This is a genomic window from Candidatus Chloroploca mongolica (assembly GCF_004762035.2).
Taxonomy (GTDB): domain Bacteria; phylum Chloroflexota; class Chloroflexia; order Chloroflexales; family Chloroflexaceae; genus Chloroploca; species Chloroploca mongolica.
This window is the reverse complement of record NZ_SIJK02000060.1, coordinates 1-13786: the sequence shown is the minus strand read 5'-3', so window position 1 is coordinate 13786 and position 13786 is coordinate 1. Positions and strand designations below refer to the sequence as shown.

At 61.3% G+C, this 13786-nt stretch carries 12 protein-coding genes; 4 read left to right on the top strand and 8 right to left on the bottom strand.

The window, feature by feature from the left end; genetic code table 11:
• The first annotated feature begins 11 nt into the window (after nt 1-11).
• From EYB53_RS21090 to EYB53_RS21075, 4 genes are all read left to right on the top strand, one after another.
• Nucleotides 12-953 carry a DUF8740 domain-containing protein gene (locus EYB53_RS21090; protein ID WP_135480752.1) on the top strand — a complete coding sequence of 314 codons (942 nt, stop codon included), beginning with the start codon at nt 12-14 and terminating at the stop codon, nt 951-953.
• Nucleotides 954-1007: 54 nt separating this feature from the next.
• Complete coding sequence (locus tag EYB53_RS21085; RefSeq protein WP_135480750.1) at nt 1008-1928, top strand: DUF8740 domain-containing protein; 921 nt, start codon at nt 1008-1010, stop codon at nt 1926-1928.
• A gap of 200 nt (nt 1929-2128) precedes the next feature.
• Nucleotides 2129-3415 (top strand): AAA family ATPase, encoded by a 1287-nt coding sequence (locus EYB53_RS21080; RefSeq protein WP_254151173.1) that lies wholly within the window; start codon nt 2129-2131, stop codon nt 3413-3415.
• A gap of 16 nt (nt 3416-3431) precedes the next feature.
• Entirely contained in the window at nt 3432-4049 is a 618-nt protein-coding gene (locus EYB53_RS21075; protein ID WP_135480789.1) for a DUF4276 family protein, read from the top strand.
• Here the strand turns inward: EYB53_RS21075 and EYB53_RS21070 are convergent.
• From EYB53_RS21070 to EYB53_RS21035, 8 genes are all read right to left on the bottom strand, one after another.
• Nucleotides 4046-4252 (bottom strand): hypothetical protein, encoded by a 207-nt coding sequence (locus EYB53_RS21070; RefSeq protein ID WP_135480748.1) that lies wholly within the window; start codon nt 4250-4252, stop codon nt 4046-4048. The genes EYB53_RS21075 and EYB53_RS21070 overlap by 4 nt on opposite strands.
• A 42-nt stretch (nt 4253-4294) precedes the next feature.
• Nucleotides 4295-4645, bottom strand: coding sequence for a DUF5615 family PIN-like protein (locus EYB53_RS21065; protein ID WP_135480745.1), 351 nt, complete (start codon nt 4643-4645; stop codon nt 4295-4297).
• Nucleotides 4629-4970 carry a DUF433 domain-containing protein gene (locus tag EYB53_RS21060; RefSeq protein ID WP_167857526.1) on the bottom strand — a complete coding sequence of 114 codons (342 nt, stop codon included), beginning with the start codon at nt 4968-4970 and terminating at the stop codon, nt 4629-4631. The genes EYB53_RS21065 and EYB53_RS21060 overlap by 17 nt, the downstream gene beginning before the upstream one ends.
• A 436-nt stretch (nt 4971-5406) precedes the next feature.
• Complete coding sequence (locus EYB53_RS21055) at nt 5407-8502, bottom strand: SUMF1/EgtB/PvdO family nonheme iron enzyme (protein WP_135480740.1); 3096 nt, start codon at nt 8500-8502, stop codon at nt 5407-5409.
• Nucleotides 8503-9262: 760 nt separating this feature from the next.
• Nucleotides 9263-9871 carry a reverse transcriptase/maturase family protein gene (locus EYB53_RS21050; protein WP_097650746.1) on the bottom strand — a complete coding sequence of 203 codons (609 nt, stop codon included), beginning with the start codon at nt 9869-9871 and terminating at the stop codon, nt 9263-9265.
• Nucleotides 9872-10026: 155 nt separating this feature from the next.
• Entirely contained in the window at nt 10027-12906 is a 2880-nt protein-coding gene (locus EYB53_RS21045; protein ID WP_167857525.1) for an SUMF1/EgtB/PvdO family nonheme iron enzyme, read from the bottom strand.
• A 75-nt stretch (nt 12907-12981) separates the two neighbouring features.
• Nucleotides 12982-13368 (bottom strand): type II toxin-antitoxin system VapC family toxin, encoded by a 387-nt coding sequence (locus EYB53_RS21040; protein ID WP_135480736.1) that lies wholly within the window; start codon nt 13366-13368, stop codon nt 12982-12984.
• A 5-nt stretch (nt 13369-13373) separates the two neighbouring features.
• Nucleotides 13374-13610, bottom strand: coding sequence for a YlcI/YnfO family protein (locus EYB53_RS21035; protein WP_129678356.1), 237 nt, complete (start codon nt 13608-13610; stop codon nt 13374-13376).
• Nucleotides 13611-13786 lie beyond the last annotated feature (176 nt).

The following is a 13786-nucleotide window of genomic DNA, read 5'->3' as shown; positions in this document are numbered from 1 at the left end:
GGAGGTTTCAGATGTCATCGATCACCCTTCGCACGCAACTCATCATCAACGGCGCTACGATCTTCCTGGTTGCGCTGCTCGTGCTTGCCAGCCAGACCCTGGCCGGGCCGACGGTCTCTCTCCTGCAAACGGGCACCGCTGCCAGTACCATCACCTATCAGGGGCGGTTGAGTGATGCCAATGGCAGCCCTCTTACCGCAACCTTGCCAATGACCTTCAAGCTCTACGATGCCCAACAAACCCTGCTCTGGACAGAAGTTCGCACCGGCGCGAATGCCGTCCCCGTCACCAACGGCCTCTTTACCGTCGCTCTCGGCTCGGTCACGCCACTGGAAACCACCACCATCAGTCAGGCCGTCTGGCTGGGCCTCAGTGTTGATGGTGACCCCGAAATGACCCCACGCGAAAAACTGGGCAGTGTCCCCAGTGCCCACACCGTGGCGGACGGGGCCATCACCACCAGCAAACTTGCGACCGGGGCCGTCACCAGTGACAAACTTGCGACCGGCGCGGTCACCAGTGACAAACTTGCGGCAGGAGCGGTCACCAGTGCTACCTTGGCAACGCAAACCTATATGGCTCGCGATAATAGTCAGGTGTCTTGGGAAGGTGGCCTTGCAACCATTAGTACCTTTACCTTTGAAGATGTTCCTGCGGGCGATCTTGTTATTCAAGCAACCTTGACTGGAGTCTATCAAGGAGGATCGCATGGATCGATTTTCTTGGATTCACCATCAGGAACAATTCTGTCAGACCACATTCCCTCACATATCTTTTTCTCTACCTCGTCTTGGTCACAAGGGACATTAATTGGCACGATGGAGGATTTTGTTGGTGGAACACTTGTCATTCGCATCCTTGGCAGCCCGGAAGGTAGCAACACGAAGTATCAGTTTGGCATCGATGGCGACCCTCGTTTTGGGCGGCGCATCATTGTGACCGCTGGATTGTGAGGCTCTTGCGCAGACCCAAGACCCAGGCCTATCCCACGATAAAGGAGGTTTCAGATGTCATCAATCACCCTTCGCACGCAACTCATCATCAACGGCGCTACGGTCTTCCTCGTTGTGCTGCTCGTGCTTGCCAGCCAGACCCTGGCCGGGCCAACGGTTTCCCTCCCGCAAACTGGCACCTCTGCTAGTACCATCACCTATCAGGGGCGGTTGAGTGATGCCAATGGCAGCCCTCTTACCGCAACCTTGCCAATGACCTTCAAGCTCTACGATGCCCAACAAACCCTGCTCTGGACAGAAGTTCGCACCGGCGCGAATGCCGTCCCCGTCACCAACGGCCTCTTTACCGTCGCTCTCGGCTCGGTCACGCCGCTGGAAACCACCACCATCAGCCAGGCCGTCTGGCTGGGCCTCAGTGTTGATGGTGACCCCGAAATGACCCCGCGCGAGAAACTGGGCAGTGTCCCCAGCGCCCACACTGTGGCGGACGGAGCCATCACCAACAGCAAACTTGCGGCAGGGGCCGTCACCAGTGACAAACTTGCGACGGGCGCTGTCACCAGTGACAAGGTATCATTGAACTCCGGGCGCAAGTGCGTGAACGGGCCTGTCGAGTTGACCCCTCCTGGGAACTGGCAACTGCTCGACGTACCTGAACTTGAGCTCGCGTTTTCCCTCAACGAGGCAGCGCACGTCCTGGTATGGCTTGATGGTATTGTGCTTGCGAATGATGGGGCATCGGTAGGGCTATTTAACGTATTCACTTATGTGAATGGGACACACGTGATGGCGAGTATTCACCTCACCGATACTGACACATGGGTTAATCTCGCTGAGCAGCGCCTCCTGAATCTTGAGGCCGGGAGCCATACGATCCAGGTCAAAGTCAATTCAGAACATCCTGGCACAATCGTGTTCCATGAAGGCTGGGATGGTGGAGTCTATCAAACCTGCGTCAATTACCTGGTCTTCTGAGCGGGTAGCGCAGGGCGAAGAACAGGGAGTCGTCGTCATAGTAGGCGATGAGCGCAGCCTAGCAACTGGTACATGCTATACTTGCATCGAGCAATGGTGATACGATGGCCGCCATCGTTCAAGCCCTGACGGTAGGTCGATAGCGAGCAGGTGAATGAGATGGGGATGGCGGGGATGCAGGAGGAAGCAGGATGAACGAAATGAAGATGCCACGTGCATCCGTCCCGCGCCTTGAAGAGTTGTCGGTGCAAAACTACCGTGCGCTGCGCGACCTTCAGTTGCGCCATTTGACCCCAATGACAGTGCTGCTTGGGCCGAATGGCAGCGGCAAGTCCACCATCTTTGATGTCTTTGCCTTCCTCGCAGAGTGCTTTTCAGTGGGACTGCGTAAGGCATGGGATCGCCGCGGGCGTTTTCGTGAACTGCGGAGCCGTGGGGCTGAGGGACCGATTGTGATTGAGTTGAAGTATCGCGAACGACCTGATTCAATGCCCGAGTCGCGGGTGATTACTTACCACCTCGCCATTGATGAAAGCGTTCGCGGTCCCTTCGTGGCTGAAGAGTGGTTGCAGTGGCGACGTGGACAGCAAGGCAAACCTTTTCGCTTCCTCGATTTTCGCCATGGGGTAGGCCAGGTGATCAGCGGTGAAGCCCCGGATGCGTCGGACGAGCGCATTGAAGAGCGTCTGACCTCACCAGAGTTGCTCGCAGTGAATACGCTCGGCCAGTTCGCCAGCCACCCCCGCGTAAGCGCTCTGCGCCGCTTCATTACAGGTTGGTATCTGTCGTATCTCACGGCCGAGCATACCCGCACCACACCCGAAGCCGGGCCACAAGAGCGCCTCTCCGCCACGGGCGATAATCTGCCCAATGTGATGCAGTACCTCAAAGAGCACCATCCCGAACGGCTCGCTGAGATCCTGAGCGTCCTGGCACGCCGTGTCCCGCACCTGGAGCATGTGCAAGCAAACTTGATGGAAGATGGTCGCCTGCTGCTCCAGCTGAAAGACGCACCCTTCGAGCGCCCAATCCTCGCGCGCTTTGCCTCTGACGGCACCCTCAAGCTCTTGGCGTACCTGATTGTGCTCTATGATCCCGAGCCACCACCGCTCATTGGCATTGAAGAGCCGGAAAATCACCTGCATCCACGCCTCCTGCCCGAACTGTCGGAAGAGATCCGCACAGCCTCAGCGCGTACCCAACTGATGGTCACGACGCACTCACCGTTCTTTGTCAACACATTGCGGCCCGAAGAACTCTGGGTGCTCTACCGCAACGAAGAGGGTTATACCCAGGCCCGTCGAGCGGCAGAGATGCGCGGCATTCCAGCGGCAATCGCCCAGGGCGGCAAACTTGGTCAACTCTGGATGGAGGGTGCCTTCGAGCTTGGCGATCCACTCACCGCCTCTGGGCAACCAAAGCGAAGGAACTTCCGCCTTGACACCTCACCGCAACGCGGTGATAACCCAGACGACCGCCATGAGTGACCGCCATCCAAGTGCTATGTTCATCCTATTTTTCACAGAAGAACCTTCAGCCGAAGCGGCGCTGCGCATCTTAGCCCCAAGGATGCTGGGCGAGGCCATCGAGTTCGATGTCCAGGTCTTTCAAGGCAAAGCCGATCTGCTCAACAACCTGCCGCTCCGCCTACGCGCCCTGGCAAGTTGGATGCCTGCGGATTGGCGCATCGTCGTGCTGGTTGATCGCGATGATGATGATTGTGTGGCCTTAAAGCACCACCTCGATCAGATCGCTCGTGAGGCCGGACTAACACCGAAAGGGGCTGGAGAAGCAGGGCAACCTTTCCAGGTTTTGAATCGTCTTGCTATCGAAGAGCTCGAAGCATGGTTCCTTGGTGATCTTGCCGCTCTGCGCACGGTCTACCCACGGATACGTGCCAACCTGGAACGGCGCGAGCGTTACCGCGATCCCGATACAATGGTTGGCGGCACCTGGGAAGCGCTTGAACGCGAACTTCAGCGGGCGGGCTACCACCAGGGCGGTCTGCCCAAGATTGAAGTGGCGCGCCGAGTGGCGGCCCACATGCAACCTGAACGGAATCGCTCGCGAAGCTTCCAGACCTTCTATCGGGGCTTGCAGGAGTTGATCACAGCTCGCTAGTGCGCAGAAGGCGATAACAGCGGCCCAACCACCGCTGGCAGCGGTGCCTCGGTCGCGCACGCTGCCAACACCTCGGCCACCGCCGACGCCCCGACGCGGGCGCGCAGCTGATCAAGCTTGGCCGTCAACTCGGCATCTTCAAGCAAGCCCTGCGCATGGAGTCCCAGCAATTGCGTGATCGTCGTCGCAAGGGGATTGTTCATAGGTTCCATCAATCGCCAGATGACATGCTTCATTGGCCCCGATCAGCGAAGTGGCACAGAGAGAACTTGATGCTCCCACTCGTTCGGCAGACTTCCCTGAATCAGGAGGATAAGATCCTCAATGACGACGCCGATCGGCGCAGTTTGACTCACCTCAATCACCCCAGGCATGGGCAAAGCAGATCGTACCCGCACATAGGCATCAGCAATCAAGGTTTCGGCATCATGCGTAAGAATCAGCCGACCTTCGCCAGCGGCCCAGGCCAGGACGGTTGGATCATCAGCGCCACGTAGACCAACATCTTGCACACGAACAAGATCAAGCTGCGGCATATGCCGCAGGAGACCGCGCACAATCGCACGGTGAAAATTCTCATCAGCGAGGAGTTTCATGCTCGGCCTGACGTGCCAAAAGACGGGCGCGGAGCCCATGGAGCTGTTGCTGGGCTTCAACACGATCCTGCACCTTAGCACGACGCTGCCCGCGTTCCTCAAGGTACCGTTCAACTGCGGTCTGGTGCTGCAAATAGTAAGCGATGACCGCATATGCATCCGCCACACTCACCGTAGGAAAATTTTGGGCCATCTCTTCGGGGGTGTCACCCTGGAGAAACGCGGTAATGAGGGTCTCAATCGGCACGCGTGTCCCCCGCACCAACACCACCCCATGCGGCGTCAGTGTCATCGGCAAGACAGGTGGTTCAAGGGTAAGCGTCATCAACAGAATCCTTTCCAGCGCATTGGCTAGCCGCCATACCATCAACCCACATTGCCTCTATTGTAGGACGATTGTTCAATGCCTGCAAGATGCTGCTTGCTCGTACATGTTCACATGTGAGGTAACAGGCCAGCCTGGGAGCGAGGGCGAGACGCCCGCGAAGGCATACCGAGGGCGGGACGCCCTCGCTCCCAGGACAGATGAGAAAAAACATCACGTCCAGCCCACGAAGGTGGGCTTCGCATACTCGAGCCGAGGCGTTGACGCCGACGGAAGGCGTGTCTCCCCGATGGATGGCTTCATCACCGTTGCGCCACGGGCGCAAGCAAGGGGGTGCGCCCCCTTGCATCCCCCCGCACCGCGCCGCGCCCCCGCTAGCCGTACCTGTGCTCACTGCACGGCGGTACTTACGCCTCGCGACAGAACACAGAACGCTTTACACATGTGGGTGCCGGGCAAGCCGAAAACCCACATCCCGAAAATGGAGGACGGGCGTATTACGGGGGCGGTAGGCCGCGCGCAGGAAGAACGACCCATCGTCCCACGAGCCGCCACGAAGTGTAAAGCGTTTTTCGGCGGCATCAGCCCCCTCCTCCTGTCCGTCGTCGAGGGCGGGATCGTAGGGATACGGGCGATACACGCTCCGCGTCCATTCCCACACGTTGCCTGCCAGATCCAGCACCCCGTCCGGCGTTGCCCCGGCCGGGAAACAGCCCACCGCGGTCGTGCCATCATAGATCCGATTAAAGTTGGCCCGCTCACCCTCAGGCTCAGCCGCCCCCCACGGATAGATCCGTCGCGTTGGCCTCCGCGCCGCATACTCCCACTCCGCTTCGCTCGGCAGGCGGTAGACGAAGCCATCGTTCAGAGACGCCGTCAGCCAGCGGCCAAAGGCCATGGCTTCATACCAATTGACCCCGACCACCGGAGAGTTCCCACGCCCGTGCCCGAACGCTTCGTCATCCCATTCCTCTGGCTGATCTTTACGCTGCCGCCGCTGCCACGGTTCCAACCCCTCCGTGGCAGCATCATCGCGGGCCAGCCATGCCCGCCCTGCCGCATCCCACCAGGGGGCCGCTGGATCATACCCGCCTGCGGCGATAAACTCGGCATACTGCGCATTCGTCACCGGGTAGCGCCCGATGGCGAACCTGGGAACGGGCACATCCGCCTCATTCTCGGCATCGCGAAACAAAACCTGCCAATCCTTTGGCAGTTGGGCACGCTCCGCAGCAGTCACCCCCAGCATTATGCTGCCCCCAGGCAGTTCCACCATCGCGGGGGGCAGCGTGCAGACACCGGGGCGGGGGTCGCCCAGCGGCGCGACCAGAGCGCCCGCCTGAACGCGTACCGCCGCCGGGACGGTCGGGTCGGTGATCAGGGTCGCCAGATCCGCCGCCAGATCCTCCTGGAGTTGCCCGAATTCGTCGCCCCCGCGTCGCAGGCGCTTCCAGCCCACATCCGCCGCGATCACTGCCGCCAAGAGCAGATCCTGCTGTCGCTGCCCGGCACTGCGCTCGCGCAGACAGCGCAGTCGGTTCAGGAATTGGTACGGGATGGCAAACAAGCCTTCATGCACCGCATGCCCGAGCCCCAGCATCATCGGAATCTGCCACCGGTCGTCGTGCCGCACGGCCATCATCCGCTCGACGAAGGCCGGACCCCTCACCAGTTCCAGGCCCGCCAGATACTCTTGAAAGGTCTGATGCGGAAAGACATAGTCTTCCCCGGCCCCCTGCGCATGCAGTAACCCGGCCCGCCCGTCGGTGTAGGTCAGGAACTGTTTCGCCCCTTCGTAGGGATTGGGATGCTGCAACTCGGCTAACGCCTCCGCGACCAACTCGCGCACCTCGGCCCGTGCAAGCCGACCCGGCTGGCCCGCTGCATGCGCCTGGTGCGCACGATAGGCTGCCTGCTGCAGCATCGGACGCAACCGCTGCACATCCACCTCGGGCATCCCCAGATAGGTCATCAACGAGCCATAGGCACTGACGTAGCCAGCATCAATCCGTCCCAGTTCCCACCGGGCCAGCAAGATCGCCACGCAGCGGCCATACAAGGCCGCACGTTCTTCGGGCAACTGGCTCTCATTGAAATGCACCAGCGCCATGATCGTCAACAGCATCGGATTGCTCCCGAGCCGTTGCAGGTCAGGGCGACGCGTCAGCGCCAGTTGCAAATCGGCCTGGCGCCGCGCACGCTCGGTTGCGGGCAGGCCACCGATCGCGGCATACCACCCGGCCACAAACTGGCGCATCTGGCCGTCTGTCCAGGGGGCCAGGGTCGCCGTCGGCCACCCCGCCAGGTGCCACCCGTGGTCGCGGGCACCCTCGTAGGCGCGCACGCGGCAGGCCACCACCATATGAGCGTCAGGGTACGCCGTTGCAAAGGCCTCAAGCGCCTGAACCACCAAGCGGCGCGTCGCCACGGTGGGCACCTCGTCCAGGCCATCCAGGAAGAGGATCATCCGCCCGGCGTCGAGTTCGTGATGCAGCGCGGCCGCGAGCCCAGGCGAACGGCCCTCGCCTTGCCACGTGGCCGCCACGTGATTCCAGAGCGCCGTCGCATCCAGCGCCTGTCCCGGCGCAGCTTCGAGCCGACGGGCAAAGGGCAGCAGCGGCACCAGCACCGGGATCTGAGGCACGGTCGCCGCAGGCCACCCCAGCAGGACATCAGGCAGCGGCACCGTGGGCGTCAGGGCCGCCTGGGCCAGGGTCAGGGCGAGATAGCGACAGGCGGTACTCTTGCCACTCCCTGGCTCACCCAGCAGCACCAACCGCAGCGTTCCCGCAATCGCCTCCGTCACCAGTTGGGGCCCCGTTAGCTGCACCCAGGGATGTGCGGCCACCACCTGAGCGAACTGGGCCGCATCGAGCGTCTCGCAGGCGTGTTCAACCCAAGGGTCAGGCCGATCAGGGCGTCCTCCGCGTTGCCCTGGCGGCAGCGCGTGCGCCTGGCGCTGCTCGTCGTCCGTCGCCGGGCGGATCACGGAGAGGCGACGCTGGCGAGGCCCATGCTGCGGACCCACATGGTCACGCCAGAAGGCTGCGGCATCGAACGACGCCAGTTCCGCCGGCGTCAGTCGTTCACGCCGCACGGGATCAGCGGTGGTCGCCAATTCAGTATAGACCTGCGCCAGCCCCACGGCCAACGTTTCGCGCAGATCGCGCTGATCATGAAAGGGCTGCAACGAGAGCGTCGCACACGCGGCGACCACCCGCTGGAGATAGGTGGCAAGCAGCGTGGCATGGGCCTCTGTGCGCTGACCATCGAGAAAGAGATGCCCGTGGACATCACCCGCCACCGCCACCTGCGGACTGCCAGTCACGGTCTGCACATGGACACGCGGCACCTCGGCTGGCGACGGCAGCGGCGCCTCGGTTGCGCACGCGGCCAACACCTCGGCCACCGCCGACGCCCCAACGCGGGCGCGCAGTTGATCGAGCTTGGCCGTCAACTCGGCATCATCAAGCAAGCCCTGCGCATGGAGCCCCAGCAATTGCGTAATCGTCGTCGCAAGGGTATCGTTCATAAGAAAAACAGGTGCGCCATCCCCTGATGTTCAGGCACCGTATGGCCCTACTAGCCCTGGCATGGCGCGGTTCTCTTTGGCCCCTTCTGCCGTGTCGCGCAGAATTGACCTTTGGGAACCCGCCGCAAGCCGCCGCGCTTGAGCGCGTGCGGTGAGGCGGGTTTCTTGCTGGCTTCAGCCAAAACATTGCCGTCATTGAACTTTTGTGCTATCATGCCCGCAATGTGGGCCTTCGGGCTGCACAGGTGCTCCTTCGGGAGCCGCACCTGAACAGAAGGATATGTTGCGGGTTGCCACGCCCAAATCCTGCGTGGCGTCAAACATGTCAGGTGTTCCTTTGCATGGTGCACCACGTTCCTTCGGGAACCGGGTCGGACAGATCCGTTGGTCGTCAAGCTCGCCACGAGGCGGGTTGGGCCAAGAAGCCGCGCGGCTTGAGCCGCTGCGGAGTGTCACGCTATTATAACGCCTTCCCGTTGATGATGCATGCGTGCGTAACTGTTCACACAGGGCTGATGCAACGTCATTTCGATTGTCCGCAGATTACGCAGATTACGCAGATTACAGCTTCCGCATCTGCGTCATTTGCGGATACCACTTAACCCTATTGAGACTTTGCATCAACCCTGGTTCACACGTCTCCTGGGAGCGCGGGCGGCTCGCCCGCATCCAGACCCGAGCGGGCGAGCCGCCCGCGCTCCCAGGGTGGTGCTTTCCCTCAAGTCTGAACAGGTACATGTATGCCGATCAGGTGGCCTGCTCAATTCGGCAGCCCCCGAGGGCGTTCCAACGGGTTCAAGAGGTCGTCGCCAGGAAACCACTGCATGGTATACTCGCTCTCCAGGTGACCGGCCCCGGTCGCCAAGATCAGGTCAATCAAGGCCATGACCTGGGGATCAGCGATCCGGCGGGCCAACAAGGCCCGGAGGATCTGATGATCCACACTGGGAAAGAACTGGACGATATCACCTTGCAAAACATAGCGATAGCGGCGGGCCAGGGCTTGCGCTGCATCGAGGGCACGATGCGTGCCTTTGCCGACACGGCACGCATACGAATGATGAATAAACCGGCACTCGAAGATCGGTTCAATGACGGCGCAGAGGGCATGATGCACCACCCGATCACGAAAGGGGGCCGCACTGATCTTCCGTCGTTTGGGTTCGGTGATATAAAAATGGCGATAGCCACCTGGTTGATAGGTTCCCGTGAGCAGTTCGGTTTCTAACGTCAACAAGTTGCGCTCGAGATGATACTCAAACGACGCGACTTCCCCATTGCTCCGTTTGCCACGGCGGGCCCGGTGAAAGGCATGCCAGAGGTTGTCAAAGGAAGCGACCTGGGCAAAGAGATGGTTGTATGTTTTCATCGCTCTCCACCCCTACCTGCCGCGCCGTTGCGCCACGGGCGCAAGCAAGGGGGGGCGCCCCCTTGCATCCCCCCGCACCGCGCCGCGCCCCCGCTAGCCGTACCTGTGCTCGCTGTACGGCACTACTTACGTCACGCGACAGAATACAGAACACTTTACACATGTGGGTGCCGGGCAAGCCGAAAACCCACATTCCGATCATGGTAGTCGGGCGTAACATGGTAGCGGTTGGCCGCGCGCAGGAGGAACGAAACATCGTTCCACGAGCCGCCACGAAGTGTAAAGCGTTTCTTAACCGCATCAGCTCCCTCCTCTCGTCCATTGTCGAGGTCGGGGTTATAGGGATACGGACGATACACACTCCGCGTCCATTCCCACACGTTGCCTGCCAGATCCAGCACCCCGTCCCGCGTCGCCCCGGACGGGAAACAACCCACTGCGGTCGTGCCACGATAGATCTGATCAAAGTTCGCCTGCTCACCCTCAGGCTCAGCCGCACCCCACGGATAGTTCCGCCGCGTTGGCCCCCGCGCCGCATACTCCCACTCTGCCTCACTCGGCAGGCGGTAGACGAAGCCATCGTTCAGAGACGCCGTCAGCCAGCGGCCAAAGGCCATGGCTTCATACCAATTGACCCCGACCACCGGAGAGTTCCCACGCCCGTGCCCGAACGCTTCGTCATCCCATTCCTCTGGCTGATCTTTACGCTGCCGCCGCTGCCACGGTTCCAACCCCTCCGTGGCAGCATCATCGCGGGCCAGCCATGCCCGCCCTGCCGCATCCCACCAGGGGGCCGCTGGATCATACCCGCCTGCGGCGATAAACTCGGCATACTGCGCATTCGTCACTGGGTAGCGCCCGATCGCGAACCCGGGAACGGGCACCTCCACCTCGTTCTGAGCATCGGCAAACCAACTCTGCCTATTACTTGGCAGTTGGGCACGCTCCGCAGCGGTTACCCCCAGCATCACGCTACCCCCAGGCAGTTCCAGCATCGCGGGGGGCAGCGTGCCGACACCGGGGCGGGGGTCGCCTAGGCGGGCCAGAATCCGCCCGCATTGCACGCGAGCCCGCGCTGGCACCGCCGTGGCGGGTTGACGTTCCAGGATGTGGTGTGCATCAGCCTGGATCGTAGCAGACAGGGAACCCTGACCTTTGAAGCGCTCTAACTCGGTCAACGCATCGCTGGCAAGCGCCAACGCACTGACCCGCTCAGCGGGGGTGTCGCCACGCGCACAGAGGAGGCTCAGGAAGCGCCAGCAACGCTCCTGACTCAGATGCCCCGCGCACAGCAAGATGACCTCGCGCCACCAGGTATCCTGGTAACGGTCAAGGAGCTCCCCCCAGCGTTCGTCGGGGGCCTCGGCAATGTGCCGTGCCGCCAAGAATTCCTGGAACGAGAGATGGCTGAAACGGTAGCGGTCAGGCTCGCGCTCATCAAGCAAGCCAATATGCACCGGCAACTCGTCCACGAAACTCTTGGCCAGTTCCGCCGGCGTTGCATAGCGCCCATGGAGCACAGCGGCGACTTCGCGCACCAGTTCGTCACGCTCGATGAAGAGTCCGGCTTCACCCCGCTGGTGCATGCGATACGCCACAGCCGCCAGGATCTCGCGCTTGGGATCCAGGCCCATCGTCAATTCGGGACGTCCCGCATACTCGCGTCGCTGCTGACCGGGGCGGTCAGCCTTGCCCCGCCCACCCCGCAGCAAGACCTCGACACACTCTTCATAGAGCGCCGCCCGGTCTTCGGGCAACACATAGTTGTTGTAGAAAATGACCGCCACCACGGTCAGCAACAGGGGATTGCTCGCCAAACCGGCGACCCGTTCATTGAGCTCGAGCGCCTGCCAGAGTTCGTCGGCGTACCGCCCGGCCCGACGCGCTAGTTCCGGCCCATCTACCTGATAGAGCAACCGATGCAGACTACGACTCCAGTTGCCAATGAAGCGCTGCTGTTGCGTTGCATCCAGATCAGCGACCGTACAGATGCGAAACCCGGCCCCCAGTTGCGCATCGCCCTGGTAGGCGGCCACCCGCGACGTGATCACATACCGACAGCGCTGATACCGCCCGACAAAGGTGCGCACAATGCTACTGACCAGCGCACGGTCAGCGGTACTGGCAACTTCATCAAGCCCATCGAGCAGCAACAGCGCACGCCCGGCTTCGCACAGGCGAGCAAAGAAATCCGCAGGCAACGCTAAATCAAAACGCGCATAATAATTCGTCAGGCACTCGAGCAGCAGCCGTGGCCCCACCCCCGCCAACTCTTTGCCGTTGCACTCGTGCAGAAAGCTGCCCAACTCGCGCAGGGGCAGCAAGAGGGGCACGGGAGGGGTCGTCGAACCAGTCGCCGCAAGCCCCAGCGCCGCCAACTGGGGCGCATCATCCCGCGCCAGCACCTCAGCCAGACGAACAGCGGTATAGTGCAAGAGCGTCGTTTTGCCACTGCCCGGCGCCCCCACCACGGCCAGGCGCGGATGGCGGAGCGCCTGCGTCCAATCGACGGACTCAGGCCGCCCCGCAACGTCGCCCACGTCAACCTCGCCCTGGCCAACCTGAAAGAATCGCCCAACCTTCGCCATAAAGCCGCGCAGCGCCCCGCGCCCCGCTAAGTCCGCAGGCGGCGGTTCGTGCAGGTTCAACGAGACATAGAGTTCGCTGAGCGGCATATCAAGCGGGCGATCGTCAATGCCCCGCAGATCCAGCCCGGCATACTCACGGTAGAGGTGAGTCAAATAACGCCGGAGCGCGGCCCCATAGTCAGCAGGATTCCCTGCAAGCAGCGCCAAGCCATCCAGAAACTGGGCCCCGCTGAAATGCAACTGGTACTGATGGCCCTCGATAAACGTACCCATCCGTTTATCGAGCGAACCCTCGGCATAATCACCGCCCTCGGTGCGCACCTCGTGCGCTGGGAGCGCTTCCAGACTGGCGAGTAACCCGTCATACATCGCCCGCGATGCGGCATCCGGGGCGGCATCCCGTTGCTGGCGCAAAAACGCCAACTGCTTGGCTCGTTCATCAGACATTACCATTGCTCCCTCGCACGATCCGGCACCAGGACACCTATACGATAAACGTCAGGTACGCCGCTGGCAGCTTCCCTAATACGGCACGATGAGGGAGGTGAGCATCGGAAAGTGCTTTTTGTTTAATGTCACCAGGGTGAGCGAATGAAGCCTTGCTGTTGCGGCAATGAGCGCATCTGCCAGTCCGGTTCCATGACTTTTTCCATAGTCGCGGCGATACAGACCGCCTGTAACACCGATCTCACGATCAAGCGGCACAATGGTGAAGGCGTTGATAAACGCGTCCAGTTTCGTCCGTTCGGCCCCATCCCGCACGCCAGCGTAGAGTTCAGCTACGTTGATGACCGACAGAAAGAGCGGCACCGTCAGATTGTCGACATAAGCAACGGCTTCTTGCTTATCACGGAGATAATCGATCAGCACGTCGGTGTCGATCAGCACGGGTGTGAGGGGTGTCGTCATCAGGTTTATACCCCAGCGCGATCAAACTCGCGGCGCAAGGTTTCGAGGGTCGGAAGGTCGGTGCGATCGCGCCACATCCCGCGTGCCTGCTGCAAGAGGGCACGGCGATGCGTTTGCTGATACTGCACCAGCAATTGCTCGACGGCTTCACGCAGCAGTTCATCGGGTGTCTTCCCCGTCTGCTGCGCAATTGTCTGAAGCGCTGTTTCTTCCTGTTCAGTCAAGGTGATCGAAGTTGTCACCGTACCATATCCTTTCCTTTAACAGAGCGTACGGGTAGTGTACCGTGTGCTACCGTCCTCTGCAACAAACAGGTGATGGTGAGGCAGAGCGATTGCATCTTCCGTGTATGCACCCCGCCAAGGCACCCGCAAGGGCACCCGCAAGGGCACCCGCAAGGGGTGCCCGTACACCGGAT

Coding starts and splice junctions, on each gene's coding strand:
- EYB53_RS21060 (WP_167857526.1), bottom strand. CDS start 4,970: ATGACGCTTACCCTTGAACCACCTGTCTTGCCGATGACACTGACGCCG.
- EYB53_RS21055 (WP_135480740.1), bottom strand. CDS start 8,502: ATGAACGATACCCTTGCGACGACGATTACGCAATTGCTGGGGCTCCAT.
- EYB53_RS21050 (WP_097650746.1), bottom strand. CDS start 9,871: ATGAAAACATACAACCATCTCTTTGCCCAGGTCGCTTCCTTTGACAAC.
- EYB53_RS21070 (WP_135480748.1), bottom strand. CDS start 4,252: ATGAACAATCCCCTTGCGACGACGATCACGCAATTGCTGGGACTCCAT.
- EYB53_RS21045 (WP_167857525.1), bottom strand. CDS start 12,906: ATGTCTGATGAACGAGCCAAGCAGTTGGCGTTTTTGCGCCAGCAACGG.
- EYB53_RS21065 (WP_135480745.1), bottom strand. CDS start 4,645: ATGAAACTCCTCGCTGATGAGAATTTTCACCGTGCGATTGTGCGCGGT.
- EYB53_RS21080 (WP_254151173.1), top strand. CDS start 2,129: ATGAAGATGCCACGTGCATCCGTCCCGCGCCTTGAAGAGTTGTCGGTG.
- EYB53_RS21090 (WP_135480752.1), top strand. CDS start 12: ATGTCATCGATCACCCTTCGCACGCAACTCATCATCAACGGCGCTACG.
- EYB53_RS21040 (WP_135480736.1), bottom strand. CDS start 13,368: ATGACGACACCCCTCACACCCGTGCTGATCGACACCGACGTGCTGATC.
- EYB53_RS21075 (WP_135480789.1), top strand. CDS start 3,432: ATGTTCATCCTATTTTTCACAGAAGAACCTTCAGCCGAAGCGGCGCTG.
- EYB53_RS21085 (WP_135480750.1), top strand. CDS start 1,008: ATGTCATCAATCACCCTTCGCACGCAACTCATCATCAACGGCGCTACG.